16 protein-coding genes and 2 pseudogenes are annotated in these 18,301 nt (G+C 69.5%); 6 read left to right on the top strand and 12 right to left on the bottom strand.

Going from position 1 to position 18,301, the window contains the following annotated elements; translation table 11 throughout:
* Positions 1-114: 114 nt before the first annotated feature.
* The 5 genes from hsaB to ABFX51_RS16390 are packed head-to-tail and all read right to left on the bottom strand — an operon-like array spanning position 115 to position 5,215.
* Entirely contained in the window at positions 115-654 is a 540-nt protein-coding gene (gene hsaB / locus ABFX51_RS16410) for a 3-hydroxy-9,10-secoandrosta-1,3,5(10)-triene-9,17-dione monooxygenase reductase subunit (protein WP_091510082.1), read from the bottom strand.
* Complete coding sequence (gene hsaC / locus ABFX51_RS16405; protein WP_091510079.1) at positions 651-1,550, bottom strand: iron-dependent extradiol dioxygenase HsaC; 900 nt, start codon at positions 1,548-1,550, stop codon at positions 651-653. The genes hsaB and hsaC overlap by 4 nt, the downstream gene beginning before the upstream one ends.
* Positions 1,550-2,398: a 4,5:9,10-diseco-3-hydroxy-5,9,17-trioxoandrosta-1(10),2-diene-4-oate hydrolase gene (hsaD, locus tag ABFX51_RS16400; RefSeq protein WP_091510350.1), complete on the bottom strand. Its 849-nt coding sequence runs from the start codon at positions 2,396-2,398 to the stop codon at positions 1,550-1,552. Before hsaD ends, hsaC begins: the two co-directional genes overlap by 1 nt.
* 2 nt (positions 2,399-2,400) lie before the next feature.
* Complete coding sequence (gene hsaA, locus ABFX51_RS16395; RefSeq protein WP_091510077.1) at positions 2,401-3,576, bottom strand: 3-hydroxy-9,10-secoandrosta-1,3,5(10)-triene-9,17-dione monooxygenase oxygenase subunit; 1,176 nt, start codon at positions 3,574-3,576, stop codon at positions 2,401-2,403.
* A gap of 46 nt (positions 3,577-3,622) precedes the next feature.
* Complete coding sequence (locus tag ABFX51_RS16390; RefSeq protein ID WP_425425836.1) at positions 3,623-5,215, bottom strand: FAD-binding protein; 1,593 nt, start codon at positions 5,213-5,215, stop codon at positions 3,623-3,625.
* A gap of 112 nt (positions 5,216-5,327) precedes the next feature.
* Here ABFX51_RS16390 and kstD point away from each other — a divergent pair, with 112 nt between their 5' ends.
* The 6 genes and pseudogenes from kstD to ABFX51_RS16360 all read left to right on the top strand — a co-directional run bounded on the left by kstD (position 5,328) and on the right by ABFX51_RS16360 (position 10,941).
* Positions 5,328-7,103, top strand: coding sequence for a 3-oxosteroid 1-dehydrogenase (gene kstD, locus ABFX51_RS16385; protein ID WP_091510072.1), 1,776 nt, complete (start codon positions 5,328-5,330; stop codon positions 7,101-7,103).
* Positions 7,100-8,224, top strand: coding sequence for a 3-ketosteroid-9-alpha-monooxygenase, oxygenase component (locus tag ABFX51_RS16380; RefSeq protein ID WP_091510070.1), 1,125 nt, complete (start codon positions 7,100-7,102; stop codon positions 8,222-8,224). The genes kstD and ABFX51_RS16380 overlap by 4 nt, the downstream gene beginning before the upstream one ends.
* 1 nt (position 8,225) lies before the next feature.
* Complete coding sequence (locus ABFX51_RS16375; protein ID WP_091510067.1) at positions 8,226-8,492, top strand: hypothetical protein; 267 nt, start codon at positions 8,226-8,228, stop codon at positions 8,490-8,492.
* A pseudogene (locus tag ABFX51_RS16370) lies at positions 8,485-9,228 on the top strand (FAD-binding oxidoreductase); the annotation flags it as partial. The gene ABFX51_RS16375 and the pseudogene ABFX51_RS16370, both read left to right, overlap by 8 nt.
* Positions 9,229-9,798: 570 nt before the next feature.
* Positions 9,799-10,074 (top strand): annotated as a pseudogene (locus ABFX51_RS16365) (2Fe-2S iron-sulfur cluster-binding protein); the annotation flags it as partial.
* 9 nt (positions 10,075-10,083) lie between these two features.
* Complete coding sequence (locus tag ABFX51_RS16360) at positions 10,084-10,941, top strand: MaoC/PaaZ C-terminal domain-containing protein (RefSeq protein ID WP_091510065.1); 858 nt, start codon at positions 10,084-10,086, stop codon at positions 10,939-10,941.
* Positions 10,942-10,944: 3 nt separating this feature from the next.
* On the opposite strand, the gene ABFX51_RS16355 is transcribed toward ABFX51_RS16360, so the two are convergent.
* The 7 genes from ABFX51_RS16355 to ABFX51_RS16325 form a co-directional block, all read right to left on the bottom strand.
* On the bottom strand, positions 10,945-11,514 hold the full coding sequence (locus ABFX51_RS16355; RefSeq protein ID WP_091510349.1) for a DUF5134 domain-containing protein: 570 nt from the start codon (positions 11,512-11,514) through the stop codon (positions 10,945-10,947).
* A 767-nt stretch (positions 11,515-12,281) separates the two neighbouring features.
* Positions 12,282-13,457, bottom strand: coding sequence for a lipid-transfer protein (locus ABFX51_RS16350; RefSeq protein ID WP_091510062.1), 1,176 nt, complete (start codon positions 13,455-13,457; stop codon positions 12,282-12,284).
* Positions 13,454-13,834, bottom strand: coding sequence for a MaoC family dehydratase (locus ABFX51_RS16345; protein ID WP_346054153.1), 381 nt, complete (start codon positions 13,832-13,834; stop codon positions 13,454-13,456). The genes ABFX51_RS16350 and ABFX51_RS16345 overlap by 4 nt, the downstream gene beginning before the upstream one ends.
* Positions 13,831-14,694 (bottom strand): bifunctional MaoC family dehydratase N-terminal/OB-fold nucleic acid binding domain-containing protein, encoded by an 864-nt coding sequence (locus ABFX51_RS16340; protein ID WP_346054152.1) that lies wholly within the window; start codon positions 14,692-14,694, stop codon positions 13,831-13,833. The genes ABFX51_RS16345 and ABFX51_RS16340 overlap by 4 nt, the downstream gene beginning before the upstream one ends.
* Positions 14,691-15,845: an acyl-CoA dehydrogenase family protein gene (locus tag ABFX51_RS16335; protein ID WP_346054151.1), complete on the bottom strand. Its 1,155-nt coding sequence runs from the start codon at positions 15,843-15,845 to the stop codon at positions 14,691-14,693. Before ABFX51_RS16335 ends, ABFX51_RS16340 begins: the two co-directional genes overlap by 4 nt.
* Positions 15,830-16,834, bottom strand: a complete 1,005-nt coding sequence (locus ABFX51_RS16330; RefSeq protein WP_346054150.1) for an acyl-CoA dehydrogenase family protein — start codon at positions 16,832-16,834, stop codon at positions 15,830-15,832. Before ABFX51_RS16330 ends, ABFX51_RS16335 begins: the two co-directional genes overlap by 16 nt.
* 56 nt (positions 16,835-16,890) lie before the next feature.
* A complete protein-coding gene (locus ABFX51_RS16325; protein ID WP_346054149.1) occupies positions 16,891-18,285 on the bottom strand; it encodes a WS/DGAT/MGAT family O-acyltransferase in 1,395 nt (464 codons plus the stop codon).
* Positions 18,286-18,301: the final 16 nt, after the last annotated feature.

Genomic DNA, 18,301 nt, shown 5'->3' with positions numbered 1-18,301 from the left:
GCTGTCACGGCAGCTGCGGCCTCCCCCAGGCAGGCGCCAGTTTAATCGAACACACGTTCCCGCACATCTACCTAAAGTGGGATTTCCCAGTGCGGTTTCTTCGGCTAGAGTTGGTCACAGCCAGTCGTCGGGGCCGGCCCACGCGAGCAGTCCGCCGAGATCTGCTCGCTCCGGTTCCGCGGTGGTGTACCGGCCACGGTAGAAGAGCAACGGGCGCCCACCGGAAGGCTCGCCGGTCGCGGTGACCGCACCGACCACAACGTAGTGGTCCCCCGCCTCGTGCACTACTTCCACTCTGCAGTCGATCCAGGTCAGCGCTCCGGCCAGAACTGGCGATCCCGACGGGGCAGGCGTCCACTCGACGGACGAGAACTTGTCGGCTCCGCGCGCACCGAACGCCGCGCTCACCTCGCTCTGCTCCTCGGCGAGGACGTTCACGGCGAACCACCCGGCTCGTCGTATGGCGGGCCAGGTACGTGACTGCTTGGCAGGGCAGAAAAGCACCAGGGGTGGTTCGAGCGATAACGCAGAGAACGACTGGCAGGCGAAGCCGGCGGGAGCGGTTCCGTCGTGGGTGGTGATCACGGTGACGCCCGTGCAGAAGTGCCCCAGCACGGTGCGGAACCGGGCAGGGCCGACTGTCTCGACGGTCACCTCATGCCCACGCTGAAGTCGTGGCCCCACAGGCTCACCGCGGTGCTCTCGCGGGCGACCCAGCGGGAGTCGTCGACCTGTCGTCCCTCACAACCGAATTCCACATCGAAACCACCGGGAGTCTTCATGTAGAACGACAGCATCAGATCATTGACGTGCCGACCGAGAGTTGCCGACATCGGTACGTTGCGGCGCTTCGCGCGATCCAGGCACAGCCCCACGTCGTCGGTGTTCTCCACCTCGACCATCAGATGCACGATGCCACTCGGCGTCGGCATCGGGAGGAACGCCAGACTGTGGTGCCGAGGGTTGCAGCCGAAGAACCGCAGCCAGGCGGGCGGTCCGTCGGCGGGACGGCCGACCATCTGCGGTGGCAGCCGCATGGAGTCGCGCAGCCGGAAGCCGAGCACATCACGGTAGAACCGCAGCGAGGCGTCATCGTCGTGAGTGGACAGGACGACGTGGCCCAGGCCCTGTTCTTCTGTGACGAACCGGTGGCCGTACGGGCTCACGACACGCCGGTGTTCGAGCGCGACGCCGTGGAACACCTCCAGGGTGTTGCCTGAGGGGTCGTCGAAGGTGATCAGTTCGGTGACCCTCCGGTCGGCCAGCTGCTCCGCGCTGCCTTCCTTGTAGGGCACGCCGTGCGACTCGAGGGCGGCACGGACCTCGTCGAGCTCGGGAGCGTTGGCGACCTCCCATCCAGCCTGTGCCAGGCGGTCTGTCTCGCCCGGCACGATCACCAGGCGGGCGGGGAAGTCGTCCATGCGGAGGTACAACGCCTCGGGGTTCGTCCCTTTCCCTTCGACCATGCCGAGCACCTTGAGCCCGTACTCCCGCCACTTGTCCATGTCCGTGGCTTCGATCCGGAGGTACCCCAACGACCTGATACCCATTACGCGCTCCCGAGAAAGTCGAGGGTGAGCCGGTTGAACTCGTCGAACTTCTCCAGCTGCGCCCAGTGGCCGCACTGACCGAACACGTGCAACTGCGCACGCGGGATCATCTTCAGGGCGACCAGGGCACCGTCGAGCGGGTTCACCCGGTCTTCGCGGCCCCAGATGAGCAGCACCCGCTGGCGGAGGCGATGTGCGTCGCGCCAGAGCATGCCCTGCTCGTAGCTGTCGGGGCGAACGAAGGACGCACCCATGGCGCGCATGGCGGCCAGTGACTCCGGTGTGCTGGCGGCGGTGAACCGTTCGTCGATGAGCTCTTCGGTGATCAGTGATTGATCGTGGACCATCACGCGCAGGAAGGCTTCGAGCTTCTCCTTGCTCGGGCCCGGCGGCGCGGCGAACCGGCCGAGGTTCTTGACCCCCTCGGTCGGGTCGGGCGCGAAGACGTTGACGCTCAGCCCGCCAGGCCCCATCAGGACGAGCCTGCCGGCCCGGTCCGGGTGATCGAGGGCGAGGCGGACCGCGGTACCGCCACCGAGCGAGTTCCCGACGAGGTGGGCCTTCTGGATGCCGAGGCGATCCAGCAGTCCGATCACGGCTTCGGCGCTGTGCGTGAAGTACTGAGGGTGCTCGGTCGGCTTGTCGGACCGGCCGAATCCGGGTTGGTCCACGGCGATCGTGCGGTAGGCCTTGGCGAACACCGGGATGTTGCGGCCGAAGTTGCTCCAGGCGGAAGCGCCCGGGCCTCCGCCGTGGAGCAGCACCACCGTTTCGGCGTGTTCCGCGCCGGCTTCGTGGTAGTGCAGGCGCAGGCCGTCGCGGACTTCGGCGTACTTACCCTCGCTCATGATCACACCATCGCGTTCTCGACGGGGAGGCCGAACTCACCGGTGCCGAACATCGTGTAAGCGCGTTCCGGATCGTTCGCGGCGTGCACGCGGCCGGCGTGGGCGTCACGCCAGAAGCGCTGAATCGGGGTGCCCATCTTCAGCGCGCGCCCGCCGGAGTTCTCGAAAAGCCGGTCGACGGCCGCGATGGCGCGCTCGGTGCCACGAACCTGGTCGCGCCGTACCCGCAGGCGGGTGGCGAAGGGCAGCTTCTCGCCACGACACGCGTGCTGGTACAGCTCGTCGATGTTCCGGGTCAGCTGGAGCCAGGCAGCGTCGATCTCGCTGGCTGCTTCGGCAATGCGCACCTTCGCGAACGGGTCCTCCTTGGACTGCTCGCCCACGTAGGATGCCCGGACGCGTTGCCGTTGGTGCTCGACGTGGGCGTCGTAAGCGCCCTGCGCCATGCCGATGATGGGCGCGGTGATGGTCGACGGGTGGACGGACCCGTACGGCAGGCGGTACAGCGGACCGGGATTGACCTCCTGGCCCGGGGTCTTGCACTGCGAGGTCAGCCGGAAACTCAGCACGCGGTGCTGCGGCACGAACACGTCCTCGACGAGGATGTCGTTGCTGCCGGTTCCCCGCAGTCCCACGGTGTCCCAGACATCGATGATCGTGTAGTCCGAGATCGGAAGGAGATACGTACAGAAATCGACAGGCTTGCCGCCGGAGAACGCGGGGGCACCCAACAGCACCCAGGTCGCGTGGTCGCAACCGGACGAGAAACTCCACCGTCCCGACAGCCGGTAGCCACCGTCGACGACGGTCGCCTTGCCCATGGGGGCGTATGAGGACGAGATGCGGGTGTCGACGTCCTCGCGCCACACGTCTTCCTGCGCCTGCGCGTCGAACAGGGCGACGTGCCACGGGTGCACACCGAGGATCGACGCGACCCACCCCGTCGAGCCGCAGGCGCTCGCGATCATCTTGACCGCCGTGTAGAAGGTCACCGGGTCGGCCTCGTAACCGCCGTACGTCTTCGGCTGCAGGAGTTTGAAGAAGCCCGTCTCCTGCAGGGACTTGATCGACTCGTCGGGAACGCGGCGGGCGTCCTCGGTCTCCTGGGCCCGCTCGCGCAGGACCGGCAGGAGCTCGGCGACTCCGGCGATCACTCGATGCGTGTCCTGCTCGCTCATCGGCGTTTGCCCCGTCCTCGTCAGACCTGCGCTTCCATGACCAAGACTAGAACACGTTCTCGTTTTTGTCATCACGGCCGCCCGCCGCGGCACCCGCACGCCGTCCCGAGAACACGCAATCCGCCAACGAAAGGCCGCTGACATAAGACCTGGAACAGATTCCCACCGCCGACCGTCCGGCGGCGTAGAGACCGGCGATGGGCGCCCCCGCCTCGTTCCACACCTGGCCGGTCCCCTCGTCCACTACCAGCCCACCGAGCGTGAGCATCGGACACGGAAAACCCAGGCTGGGTTTGATGGAGATGTCCAGCAACGAGAACGGAGGCGTGCGCAACGACTGGACGTACTCAGCAGGCTTGCCTGCCGGGTCCGCGGCCCCTGACGAAGCCGCCGCGTTGTACGCCTCGACCGTGGCCTCAAGGCCCGCCACATCGATCCCGGCGCGCTCCGCGACCTCCGCCAACGATGCGCCTGTCACGCGCCCCAACCTGAGCATGTACAGCACCTGGAGCCATTGGAACCACTGCGCTTCTCGCCGCGCCGCCCGCTTCGCCTCGGCGACGATTTCGTCGTCGACCAGCAGCCAGCCCTTCCCACCGTGTCGCGAGATCAACGCTTCACCCACAGCGGCGCCGTACCGGGATTCGTCGATCACCCGGCGCCCCGCCTCGTCCACGATGACGCCACGTACGAACACACTGGGCGGCGTGACGAACCGCCATGCCGTCACCCGGTCAAGCAGCGCGGTCTCGGCCCCCACGCCCGCACCGAGACGGATCGCGGTCCCGTCATCCGCGGACGTGCCCAAGGCCAAACCGCCGCGATAGGCCGGCGCGTGCTCCCGCACCAGGGCCCGATTGGCAATGAAGCCACCCGCGGCGAGCACGACTCCACGGGCGGCGTAAAGGGTTTCCTCGCGGGCATAGCGGCGTTCGAGGCGCTCGACTCGCCGATGCAACACCTTGCGCAAGGCCGGGATGTAGATCCCCGGCTTGGCGGAGTAACGCCCCAGTGCACGGTGCGCCCGGCGTATCCAGTACGGCGCGTTGCGCAGGGTCCGCACGCGCACGCCCGACACCGCCCCGGCCGCGTCCGTGAGCAGTTCGGTCGCCGTCGTCCCGTCCAGCACACGCACACCGCGTCGGCGTGCGGCTGCGGCGAGGCGTGCGAACAGGAGTTTTCCCGAGGTGCCACGCCCCTTGACCCGGTGGCCACGGGCAGCGGGCTTGGCGGCCTCGCGGAAGCCGCCGGCTGTCTCACTTCCCGAGTAGTACAGGTAGTAGTCGTCGTTCGGGTACGAGGTCTTGTACGGGCACAGGCTGCCCTCGAAGGGCACGCCGTTGCTCTCCAGCCAGGCGATCATGTCGGCGCTCCCCTGACAGAACCGCCGGAGCGTTTCGTCGGAAACGGCGTCACCGACCTCGAGCCGGAGGTAGTCGTACATGGCGTCGACGGAGTCGTCCACGCCCGCTGCCCGCTGATGCTCGGTGCCGCCGCCGGCGTAGACGACACCACCGCTCAACGCCGTGGCACCGCCTCCCGCGAAACGGTCCAGGACCAGCACCGAGGCCCCGCTGTCGGCAGCCTCGATCGCCGCGCACGCCCCGGCCGCACCGAAGCCGATCACGATCACGTCCACAGAAGCACTCACCCCGCCACCCTAGAACTGAAACACGTTCTCGTCTATCGTGACGACGGGAGCGGCGAACAGGCGGGTTCTCGACTGGAACGCGTTTCACTTCGGAGGTGACATGGCCGTCGAGCACGGCAACGGCGACCACGCGGAGTACGACGTCGTCGTGGTCGGCAGCGGGGCAGCCGGCATGACCGCCGCACTCGCCGCCGCTCACCAGGGACTCCAGGTCGTGGTGCTGGAGAAGGCAGGCAAGTTCGGCGGCTCCACCGCGCGGTCCGGCGGTGGGGTGTGGATTCCGAACAACGAGGTGCTGTGCGCTGCCGGACAGGCTGCGGGCGAGGACACACAGGCGAACGACGGCGGTTCCAGCCGGCTCCCCCGCGCACGCCTCCAGCAGCACCGGCACGGACTCGACGAGCCCGACACCCCTGACCAGGCGCGGACCTACCTCGAAGCCATCGTCGGGGACGTCGTCCCCGCGGAGCTACGCGAAACCTTCCTGGACCGGGGGCCGGAGGTGGTCGCGTTCGTGCAGCGGCGGACACCCCTGCGGTTCCAGTGGGTGCCCCACTACTCCGACTACCACCCGGAAGCACCGGGCGGGCGCGCTGCGGGCCGGTCCGTCGAGCCCGTGCCCTTCGACGGCCGCCTCCTCGGCGACGACCTCGCCGCCCTCGAACCCCCGTACAGCGCGGCGCCCCTCGGGGTCCCGATCACCCAGGCCGACTACCGGTGGCTGAGCCTCCTCGCGCGGCACCCCCGTGGCGCGCTCCGGCTGCTCACCCTCGCCGGCCGCTGGCTGACCGGCCGCTTGACCGGGCGCCGCCTGCTCAGCATGGGGCAAGCGCTTGCGGCGGGATTGCGCACCGGGTTGCGCGACGCCGGAGTCCCGGTCCGCCTCAATTCCCCGCTTGTCGACCTGGTTACCGAGGACGGCCGGGTCACGGGAGTGGTGACGACGGGCGGCGAAGTCCTCCACGCCAGGCTGGGCGTCGTCCTCGCGGCCGGCGGGTTCGAGCGCAACGAGGAAATGCGCACCAAGTACCAGCGCCAGCCGATCGGCACCGAATGGACCGTCGGCGCACGCGCCAACACCGGGGACGCCATCGTGGCCGGGCTGAAGCTCGGTGCCGCCGTGGACCTGATGGACGACGCGTGGTGGGGACCGACGATCCCGCTCACCGGCGGGCCGTGGTTCGCCCTTGCCGAGCGGTCCCGGCCCGGCTGCCTGATGGTCGACGCCCGCGGGGAACGGTTCGTCAACGAGTCGGCGCCGTACGTCGAGGCGGTGCACGCCATGTACGGCCCGGGCGACGGTCCTGGTGAGCACATCCCGACCTGGCTCGTGTTCGACCAGCGCTACCGCAACCGCTACATGTTCACCGGGCTCGGCCCGCGGCAACCGCTGCCCGGCCGGTGGTTCAAGGCCGGTGTCGCCGCGAAGGCGAGAACACTCCACGCGCTCGCGGAACGCATCGGGGTGCCGACGGATGCACTCGAACACACCGTCGCACGGTTCAACGGTTTCGCCCGCACCGGCATCGACGAGGACTTCGGGCGCGGGAACAGCGCCTACGACCACTACTACGGAGATCCCCGCAACAAGCCCAACCCCAGCCTCGGCCCGCTGGACAAGCCGCCGTTCTACGCGGTCAGGATCGTGCCCGGTGACCTGGGCACCAAGGGCGGGCTCCGCATCGACCCCCACGCCCGCGTGCTGCGGGAAGACGGGTCCGTGATCGAGGGGCTGTACGCGGCGGGCAACACCAGCGCGGCGGTCATGGGCCACACGTACGCGGGCCCCGGCGCGACGATCGGGCCCGCGATGGTCTTCGGCTACCTTGCGGCCGCGCACCTGGCCGCCCAGAATCGCACTGGAGGTCGACGATGACTGAAGTCCGCACCATCGACGCCGGGGCTCCGCCGGAGCGCTTCGCCCGGGGCTGGCACTGCCTGGGCCTCGCCGACTCGTTCAAGGACGGGAAGCCGCACGCCATCTCCGCCTTCGGCACCAAGCTAGTCGTGTTCCAGAGCGAGGACGGCAAGCTCAACGTCCTGGACGGGTACTGCCGCCACATGGGGGGTGATCTCACGCAAGGCACCGTCAAGGGCAACGAGATCGCCTGCCCGTTCCACGACTGGCGCTGGGCCGGCAACGGCAAGTGCGTCTCCATCCCTTACGCCAAAAGGGTTCCGCTGCGCGCTCGCACGCGTTCCTGGCTCACACTCGAGGAGAACAAGCAGCTGTTCGTCTGGCACGACCCACAGGGCAACCCGCCGCCGGAGAACGTCGTCATCCCCCGGATCGACGGGATCTTCAGTGGCGAGTGGAGCAACTGGACGTGGGACTCCGTGCTCATCGAAGGCTCCAACTGCCGCGAGATCGTGGACAACATGGTCGACATGGCGCACTTCTTCTACATCCACTACGCCTTCCCGACCTACTTCAAGAACGTCTTCGAAGGCCACATCGCGACGCAGTACCTGAACACCAAGGGGCGCCCGGACGTCGGCATGGCGTCCAACTACGGCGGGGAGGAGAACCTGCTCCGCTCGGAGGCCTCGTACTTCGGACCGTCCTACATGATCAACAAACTGGTCAACACGTTCAAGGGGTTCGAGATCGAGAACGTGCTCATCAATTGCCACTATCCGGTGACGCCGAACTCCTTTGTCCTCCAATGGGGTGTCAGCGTGAAGAAGCTGCCCGGCGTTTCAGACGAACAGGCGGACAAAATCGCCGGGAAGTTCGCCAAGAGCATAGGCGTGGGCTTCCTGCAGGACGTCGAGATATGGAAGAATAAGACACGGATCGACAACCCGTTGCTCTGCGAGGAGGACGGGCCCGTGTACCAGTTGCGCCGCTGGTACGAACAGTTCTATGTGGACATCGAGGAGGTCACCGAGGACATGACGCGCCGCTTCGAGTTCGAAGTGGACACGACGAAAGCGAACGAGGTCTGGGCACGGGAGGTCGCCGAGAACCTGGCCCGGCAGCAGGCGGGAGTCTGACGTGACCACCGCCGAGCGCACCGAGTTCCTCACCGCCGGACTGCGGCCGCACACCTGCTCACACTGCGGCACCTGCGTGCTGGTGAAGAAGAACAGCTGGAAGCACACGAGCATCCAGTGGACGACCGACGCGGCCGGAAGTTGCCCCGTGTTCGCCGAGCACGTGGCGGCGGGCGAGAGCACGGCTCTGCTGGACACGTGCGAGAAGCTCACCGTGAGCGTCGCGGAATCGGTGCGCCAGGGGGAATTCGGGGTTCTGGATGCCTGAGGTCCACACGCTCACTGTGGCCGAGGTGATCGTCGAAACCCCGGACGCGCGGTCGGTGGTCTTCGAGCTGACGCCTGAACAAGCTGAGGCTTTCCGGTATCGGCCCGGCCAGTTCCTCACGTTGCGCGTGGGCGAGGCGGCGCGGTGCTACTCGCTGTCGAGCGCGCCGCACGAGGGGACGCGGCTCAAGGTCACGGTGAAGCGCACCGAGGGCGGCTACGGCTCCAACTGGATCTGCGCCAACGTGCGGCCTGGCGCGGCTGTCGACGTGCTCGCCCCTGCGGGTGTGTTCACGCCGAAGGATTTCGACGAGAACCTGCTGCTGTTCGCCGGTGGCAGCGGGATCACGCCGGTGATGTCGATCCTGAAGACGGCGTTGCGGCAGGGCACGGGCCGCGTCACCCTGGTCTACGCCAATCGTGACGAGCAGTCGGTGATCTTCGCCGGGGAGCTCGCCGCACTGGCACGGGAGTTTCCGGACCGGTTCGTGGTGCTGCACTGGCTCGAGTCGGTGCAGGGCTTGCCGAACGTCGAGCAGCTGCGCGCTCTGGCGAGGCCGTTCGCCGAGTTCGAAGCGTTCCTGTGTGGCCCGGCGCCGTTCATGGCCGCGGCCAAACAGGCGTTGACGGATCTCGGCGTGCCCAGGAAGCGCATTCACCTGGAAAGGTTCGTGTCGCTGGGTGGCAATCCGTTCGCGGTTGAGCGAGGTGCTCCCGCCGGCCGGGCAAAGGAGCCCGGTACGGCGAGAGAGGCCGGAGCAGCTACCGCGGCCGAAGACAGGGAGCAGCTGGGTGCGGCAACCGCGGCCGAAAACACGGAACAGCTCCGAGCGGCCACCACAGCCGACAACACCGAACAGCCCGGGGCTGCCCCCGTAGCCGGGAGCACGAAGCAGCCCGAAGCGGCCACCATAGCCGAGGGCACGGAGCAGTTCGGGACGGCGGCCGTAGCCGAGAGCACCGAGCAGCCCGGAGCAGCCAGCGCAGCCGCCGGCACTGAGCAGCCCGGGACGGCCGCCGTAGCCGAGAGCACGGAGTCCGGGACGACGACCGTAGCCGAGACCGCTGAGCAGCTCGGAGTAATCAGCGAAGCCAACCAAACCAGGCGGCCCGGAGCGACCACTGGGGCTGGCCAGACCGAGCAATTCCAAACCACCCTGGCCAAGGACACGCAGCGGCCCGCGGCGATCCCGGCGAAGGACGGGGAGCAACCCGACACGGCCGCTCTCGCCGGCGAAGCGCCGCCGGCCGGGGCGGGTGCGCCCGTTGCCGGACAGAGCGGCGCCGAACCGGCGTCTCCCAGCGACGGGGCGACCAGGCTGCGGGTGGACCTCGACGGGGTGCGGCACGAGTACGCCTGGCCGCGGCAGCGAAAGTTGCTCGACTTCCTGCTGGACCAAGGGCTCGACGCGCCCTACTCGTGCCGCGAGGGGCAGTGCAGTGCCTGCGCCTGCCGCCTCGTCGCCGGGGAGGTCAAGATGCTCAACAACGAGGTCCTCGACTCCGACGACATCGCCGACGGCATCGTCCTCGCCTGCCAGTCGGTGCCGCTGACCGACGAGGTGTCGGTCACCTACGAGTAGGAGTGCCGCGTGCCCATCGACCCCGCGCTCGCCATCGGTGCCGACCTCGGTGAGGTCAGCTTTTCCTGGACGGCGTCCGATGTTTTGCTGTACCACCTCGCACTCGGCGCCGGCTCGGATCCCACGAACCCGGCGGAATTGCGCTACGCCTACGAGCGCGACCTCCATGTGCTGCCCACTTTCGCGACGGTCGCGGCGAACCTGCGCAGCGTCGACGCGCCCGCCGTACGGATGCCGGGCATCGAGATAGACCTGGCGAAAGTCGTGCACGGCGCGCAGGCCGTCACCGTGCACAGGCCGATCCCGGTCGAGGGGAAAGCCGTCGGGCACACTCGGGTTGTCGATGTGCTGGACAAGGGCAAGGCCGCGGTCGTGGTGAGCGAGACGAGCGTTGCCGGTTCCGATGGTACTCCACTGTGGACCGCGCAGTCGAGAATTTTTGCGCGAGGTGAGGGCGGCTTCGGGGGACGACGGGGTGACTCCGAAAAGGTGGAGCGGCCCGATCGGGAGCCGGACGCCACGATCGACACGCCGACGTTGCCACAGCAGGCGCTGCTGTACCGGTTGTGCGGTGACCGGAATCCCTTGCACGCCGACCCGGAGTTCGCCCGCGGCGCCGGGTTCGACGCGCCGATCCTGCACGGCCTGTGCACCTACGGGATGGTCGCGAAGGCCGTGACCGACGCGGTGCTGGACGGCGACGTCACGCGTGCGCAGTCGTTCTCGGCGCGCTTCGCGGGCGTCGTGTTCCCGGGCGAAACCTTGCGGACACGGGTGTGGCAGGACGGGAAACGACTACTGCTCGCCACCAACACCGTCGAGCGGGATGCCCCCGCGCTCGCGGACGCGGTGCTGATCACGACGTGACGTTCAGGCCGGGACCACGCCGGCGATCAGCATGTACGCCATGCCCGCGCCCATCGCCGCACGGTGGACCGGGCGGGTCAGCAGCACCTCCCGGACCGGGGCACCGCGCACCTCGCGCCATGCCGCCAAGCCGGATCTCGTTGTGTCCACGGCGAAGTACGCGACGGCCAGCACCGCGAGCACGGGCCACGCCAGCCGGCCCGGCATCTCCGACATCGTGAGCCACGGGCCGTGTTCCATGCCGTGCCGGGGCATCGCCGTGATCATGTACAACATCGCCGCGGCACAAACCGTGTGGTGCACCGGGGAACACTGCCGCCCCCGGAACGCCGCGACCGCGAACCAGCCCGCCGTCAAGGCCAGCACAGCCTGCCAGCCCGCCGCCGGGATGGGCCCGCCCAGCGGGGACACCATCGCGATCATCACCACGACCATCAGGAGCTCGGCCAGATCACGCTGCCGCACATCGGCATCGACCCCGCCGTGCAGCCGCGTCAACCGGTACACACTAGGCACAGCCAGCAACGCGAAAAGCACCGTGAGGCTCCACGCGAGGAAGTCCGGGATGTGCATACCTCCCACCGTCGCCGACGCGGTAGTCCCCGAGCTAGCCGTCAAGCAGGTGAAATGCACCATCACCCGCCGTCGTGGCGTGGCGGGATCCCTTGTGGGATACCGCGCCTTCTCGGTTGGTGACGGTAGTTGCGCCATGCGAGTGAGCGGTCTCCTTCGGCCGGGTGACCGCGCCCGTCAATGGCCGGAGAGGCGGGGCGCGCCTCGTGGATCAGCGGGGAGTGGGCGGCCCTGGCCGGTCGTCAAGCGGCGCCGCGGGGTGGAGCCTGGCCGCCGGTCGCCAAGTGGCGTCGCGGGGCAGGGCGCACCCGTCGGCGGTGGTCAATCGGGTCGCGAGCTCACGTCAGGCCGCCAGCTTGTGATGCCGGTTGGCGACCGCGCGCGCCATAGCCTGCAATGCCGGTTGGCTGCGACCGCGCGCCCTGGCTCTGGATGCCCGGTTGGCGGCGGCTGGGGGGCGCGGGTGACGGCTCGCGGTTGACGGCTGGCGGGTGGCGGCTCGGGGGGTGGCGACCGACGGCTGGCGGCTTGGCGACCGCCGGCTGGTGGCCGACGGCTGGCGGCTCGGCGGTGGCGGCTGGCGGGGACGGCTCGCGGCTCGGGGGTGGCGGCCGACGGCTCGCGGCTGGCGGGGGACGGCTCGCGGGTGGCGAGTGGTGACTCGGCGGTGGCGGCTGACGGCTCGGGGGCGGCGTGATCCCCCGCCAGTCGGCAAACCCACCCACCCGCCGCCGACCGACCTCGCGGCGCCGGAACGCCGCCTGGCGTCAACCCGCGTCGCGGGCTAACACCAGGCCGCTTGTCGGTACGCCTGTGCCTGCTGTCACCAGCACGTGCTCCACACCGGCCACCTGGTTCACCGCCGTGCCCCGCACCTGCCGCACCGCCTCCGCGATGCCGTTCATGCCGTGCACGTACGCCTCCCCCAGCTGGCCGCCGTGGGGGTTCAGCGGTAGCGCACCGTCCAGTTCTAGCGTCCCGCCCCCGATGAAGTCCTTCGCCTCCCCGCGGCCGCAGAAACCCAGCTCCTCCAGCTGCAGCAACACATACGGGGTGAAGTGGTCGTACAGCACCGCCACGTCGACGTCCTCCGGCCGCAGGCCCGACTGCGCCCACAGCTGCCGCCCCACCACGCCCATCTCCGGCAGCGCCGCCAGCTCGTCCCGGTAGTAGCTGGTCATCGTGTACTGGTCCGGCCCGCTGCCCTGCGCCGCCGCCGTCACGACCGCGGGCGGGTGCGGCAGGTCCCTCGCCCGGGCGGCGCTCGTCACCACCAGGGCCACCGCCCCGTCGGTCTCCTGGCAACAGTCCAGCAGGTGCAACGGTTCCACGATCCACCGCGACGCCTGGTGCTCCGCCAGCGTGATGGGCTTGCCGTGGAACCACGCCCGCGGGTTCGTCGCCGCGTGCTTGCGGTCCACCACCGCCACCCGGCCGAAGTCCTCGCTCGTCGCGCCGTACTCGTGCAGGTAACGCTGCGCCACCATCGCCACCGTGGCGGCCGGCGTGCCCAACCCCATCGGGTAATGGAAGCTGTTGTCCACGCCCGAGGAGTTCACCTGCCCCGCCGCCGCGGCCGACACCTGCCCGAAGCGCATCCCGGAGCGCTCGTTGAACGCCCGGTACGCCACCACCACGTCCGCCACCCCGGTCGCCACCGCCATCGCCGCCTGCTGCACCGTCGCAGCCGCCGCACCGCCGCCGTAGTGGATGCGGCTGAAGAACGTCAGCTCCGGTATGCCCAGCTCGCGAGCGACAGCGACCTCCGCGTTGGAGTCCATCGTGAACGACACCAGACCGTCCACATCGGACGGCCGGAGACCCGCGTCGGCGAGTGCTGCCTGCACCGCCTCCGCGGCCAGGCGCAGCTCGCTGCGGCCGGAGTCCTTGGAAAACTCCGTCGCCCCCACACCGACGATCGCGGCCGCTCCGGACAGCGTCACGACACACCTCCCACCGTCACGATGCCGGCCAAGTGCTCCCCGAGATCGCCCCGACCGGACACCCGGATCGTCACCTCGTCGCCGTCCTGCTCGACGACCTCGCCCGACAGCGTCAGAGTGTCGTAGGCGTAGCAGGGCACACCCAGCCGGATCTTGATCGAGCGCACGAACGAGCGCGGCCCCGCCCAGTCCGTCACGAACCGGTGCACCAGGCCGGTGTCGGTGAGGATGTTGACGAAGATGTCCTTCGAGCCACGGGCGATCGCGGCGTCCCGGTCGTGGTGCACGTCCTGGAAGTCGCGCGTCGCCAGCGCGGTGGAGATCACAAAGGTCGGCGTGACCTCGATCGTCAGCGGGGGCAGCTGCGTGCCGATCACGGGACCACCCGCCACGCCGGCAGCGTCAGCTCGTCGTCCACGCGCACGAACTCGGCCACCACCGGTTGTCCGATGTGGACAGATTCCACGTCGAGCACCTCGCCCACCATCCGCACGCCCTCCTCCAGCTCCACCAGCGCGATCACGAACGGCAAGCGCTTTCCCGGTACGGCGGGCCGGTGGTGCACGACGTAGCTGTACACCGTGCCGCGCCCGCTCGCGACGACCCAGTCCGGCTTCGCGTCGAGGTTGCCGTCCGGCGGCATCGGCCCCGGCGGGTGCCGCAGCACGTCGCCCCAACGCTGGATCCGCAGCTCCCCCGCCTTCGTGCCCTCCCAGAAGAACTCCGTATCCCGGGAGATCACCGGCCGCAGCACCCCGGGCTGCGCGGGCTTCGGCTTGAACTTGAGCACCCGGAACATCATGTCCGCGACCACCTCGTCGCCCACGTACCACGTGGTCGTGGTGGTCACGAAGTAGCCCTCACCGAGTGCTGTCCTTTTAGGACCGACAACGCCGTCCAGACGGGTGGTCGCCGCGACGTGCTCGCCGTGCCGCAGGTGCCGCCGGTAGTTCTGCTCCGAGTTCGTCGCGACGACGGAGGTGTACCCGGCGTCGTCGAGCACGGCCATCATCGCACCCAGGGGATCGTCGGTGGCGCGCTGTCCGTGCAGCCCGTTCATCGTCCACACCTGCGCCATCGCCGGCGGCGCGATGCCTTCGGCGGCGTAGCGCTGGTTGGTGTCGCCCAGCGCCTCCAGCCAGTTGTTCACCATCGCCGGGTTCACCGGGTCGCGGGCGAGCCGGGGCCGGGATTCCCCTTGTGCGGCAATGCGTGCCGCGGCCTCTTCGATCGTCATCGCGGCACCCTCGGCAGTCCCAGCCCGGCGGTCGCGATCAGCTCCCGCTGGATTTCGTTGACCCCTCCGCCGAACGTCAGCACGAGGTTGCGGCGCGCCTGCACGTCGAGCCACTCCGCGAGCTCGGCTGTCTCCGGGTCGCCGAGGTCGCCGTGCCGCGCGACGAGCCCCTCCAGCAGCCGCCCGATCCGCTGGAGGCGCTCGGACCCGAAGACCTTCGTGGCCGACGCGTCGGCCACGTCGACCGGTGTTTCCGGCGGGGACGCGGCGACCTGCCAGTTCAGCAGCTCGTTGATCCTCGTGGTGGCCGCGGTTTCGCGCAGCGCGCGGCGCACGTCGGGGAGGTCGAGCAGGTCACGCGCGGCGGCCCACGCGTGCACCCGGTCGTACAGCGCGCCGATGCGTCCGGCGGGACCGAGCATGACGCGTTCGTGGTTGAGCTGGGTGGTGATCAGGCGCCAGCCCTGGTTCTCCTCCCCCACTAGCATGTCGACGGGCACGCGCACATCGGTGTAGTACGTGGCGTTGACGTGGTGCGCGCCGTCGCACGTGATGATCGGCGTCCACGAGTAGCCGGGGTCGCGGGTGTCCACGATGAGGATCGAGATGCCCTTGTGCTTGGGAGCCGCGGGATCCGTGCGGACCGCGAGCCAGATGTAGTCCGCGTCGTGGCCGCCGGTGGTGAAGATCTTCTGCCCGTTGACGACGTAGGAATCCCCGTCGCGGACCGCGCTCGTGCGCAGCGACGCCAGGTCCGTGCCCGCGTCCGGTTCGGTGTACCCGATGGCGAAATGGACCTCCCCGGCGAGGATGCGCGGCAGGAACGCCTTCTTCTGCGCCTCCGTGCCGTAGCGCTGCAGGGTGGGGCCGACCGTCTGCAGCGTCACCGAGGGCAGTTGCACGTCGGCGCGGGCGGCTTCGTCGGCGAACAGGTGCTGCTCGAGGTCGCCGAAGCCACGCCCGCCGTACTCCTCCGGCCAGCCGACGCCGAGCCAGCCGTCCTGCCCCATCCGCCGCACGATGCGCCGGTACGTCTCGCCGTGCCGCTCACGCAGCAGCGCGCGGCGTTCCTCGGGGGTGACGAGCCCGGCGAAGTACGTGCGCAGCTCGGCCCGGAGCCGTCGCTGAGCGGGTGTCAGCTCGACAAACATGCGCTCAGCTCCTTGATCTGCGCGTAGTACCGGTGCAGCGGGTAGCTGATGTCGACGCCGAGTCCGCCATGCAGGTGATGACAGGTCGCCAGTGCGGGTGGTGCCTCCTCGGCGAGCCAGTACGCCGCGACGTCGAGATCCGGCTGCGGGTCCCGGCCCGTGTGCAACCGCCACACGGCGGACAGCGCGGCGAGGTGCACGGTGCGCGAGGCGACGTAGACGTCGGCGATCTGCTGGGCGACCGCCTGGAAGGTGGCCAGCGGACGGCCGAACTGGTGCCGCTGCGCGACGTGCCGCGTGGTGAGGTCGAGTGCCCCGGCGAGCGCGCCGTCGCCGAGCGCGAGCATGCCCGCCATCGCGTACCGGCGGAGGACTTCGAGCGCGTCGGCGCCGCCGAGCTGGTCGGCCTCGTCCACCACGACGCCGTCCAGCCGCAGGGTCGTCCCGGCGACCGTGACGCCTTCGGCGCGCGGGTCGACGAGGAACACCCCGGTCCCGGCGGGCACGAGCACCCGCGTGGCGGCGGCCGCGAACGGCACGTTCGTCTTGACCCCGGTGAGCCGCCACCGGCCGCTCTCGGCAACAGCGCGAGTCTCCGGCTGGGCCGTGAGCGGGGCCGACGGTTCGTGTGGGGCCGCCGTGACCAGCGCATCCCCGCTCGCGATCTCCGGCAGCAGCCAGGCCCGCTGTTCGGGGGTGCCGAGCGCCGCCAGCGGCAGCAGGCCGAACGCCAATGTCAGCGACGGCACCGGCGCGGCGGCGCGGCCGAGCTCGGTGAGCAGCACCGCGACCTCGGCCAGGCCCAGTCCGTCCCCGCCGAGTTCGGTGGGCACCGCGAGGTTCAGCAGCCCGGCCTTGGCCAGCGCGTGCCACACCTGCTCGTCGTAGCCACCGGGCCCCGGCGGGCGGCCGAAGTCGATCTCACGCGCGAGGACGTCGGCGGCCAGGCCGGCGATCTCCCGCTGGGCCTCGTCGAGGGTGAAGTCCACGCCGGCTCCTCAGGCTGAGACTGAAACCTGTTCTAGTCTTAGCCGAGGAGTGCGGCTCAGGCAAGACCGCGAGCGGCCTCCAGCAGATCTTTCATCTCCTCCGGCAGCGCGTCGGCCAGTGACCACAACTCTGGAACGAGTTCTCGTGCGCCCAGCAGGCCCACATCCACCCTGCCCGCGTTGGACAACACGGTGATGTTCAGCCCGGCGCCGTGGAACACCGGCCCCAGTGGGTAGAAACCGGTGATCTTGGCGCCGAGCAGGTACAGCGGGGTGGGCGGGCCCGGCACGTTCGAGACGACCAGGTTGTGCACCACGGGGTGCTTCTCCGCGAGCCGCAGCGCCGAATAGGCCCGCACCGCCATCCCGAACAACCGCGGCGCGGCGAACTGCGCCCAGTCCTGCAGCATCTCCGGCTTGATGCTGAAGTGGTGCTCCTTCGCGACCCGGTTGCTCTCCGCGATCGCGTAGATGCGCGCGGCGGGGTCGGCCAGCTGCGTGGGCAGCTGCGCGAAGAACGCCGAGACCTGGTTGCTGCCCGTGCTCTCCTCCACGCGGTCCTGCACCGACACCGGCACCGTCGCGACCAGCGGCTCGTCCGGCAGCTCGCCGCGCGCCTCCAGGTACCGGCGCAGCGCCCCGGCGCACAGCGCCAGCACGACGTCGTTCACCGTCACCCCGAAGGCGTTCTTCACGGACTTGATCTCGTCGAGCTCCAGGCTCGTGTACGCGACCGTGCGCAGGCCCGTGATCGTGCGGTTGAAGGACGTGCGGGGCGCGGTGAACGGCACCGGCATCCCGGTGCGCTTGAGCGCGCGGCCGATCCAGCGCGGCGCCATCTCCAGCAGGTCGGGCAGCAGCTTCGCGACCTCGACGGGACGGCGGGCCAGCGACACGAGGCTCGAGCGCAGCAGGTCGAGGTGGCCCGGCGGCTCGTGGTTGTCCTCCCGCTCCGGCAGCGGCAGCAGCGAATCGGGCTCCAGCCCGCACAGGTACGCGATCAGGTTCGCCCCGCTGACGCCGTCGACGGTGGCGTGGTGCATCTTCAGCAGCACCGCGACGCCGTCGCCGGGGAGCCCCTCGATGACGTACATCTCCCACAGCGGGCGATCGCGGTCCAGCGGCTGCGAGGCGAAGTGCGCGCACAGTTCCGCCAGCGTCTCCCGGTCGCCCGGGGAGGGCACGGCGACCCGGTGGAGGTGGGAGTCGACGTCGAACCCCTCGTCCTCCACCCACACCGGGTGCAGGAAGTTCAGCGGCGAATTGTGCAGTTTCCGGCGGAATTCCGGAATGGCGGCGACCCGTTCGGCCAGCTTCTCGCGGAACGCGGAGAAGCGATATCCGCCGGGCATCGTCGAACCGTCGAGCGTGAGCAGGCCGCAGATGTGCAGGACCTGCGAAGGTGTTTCCAGGTACAGAAAACTGGCGTCCAGGCCACTGAGCGGTTGCACCCTGCTCATCCTAGGC

Source organism: Amycolatopsis dongchuanensis, from assembly GCF_039542405.1.
In the GTDB taxonomy this organism is placed as follows: domain Bacteria; phylum Actinomycetota; class Actinomycetes; order Mycobacteriales; family Pseudonocardiaceae; genus Amycolatopsis_E; species Amycolatopsis_E sacchari.
This window is presented reverse-complemented; position numbering and strand designations above follow the sequence as displayed.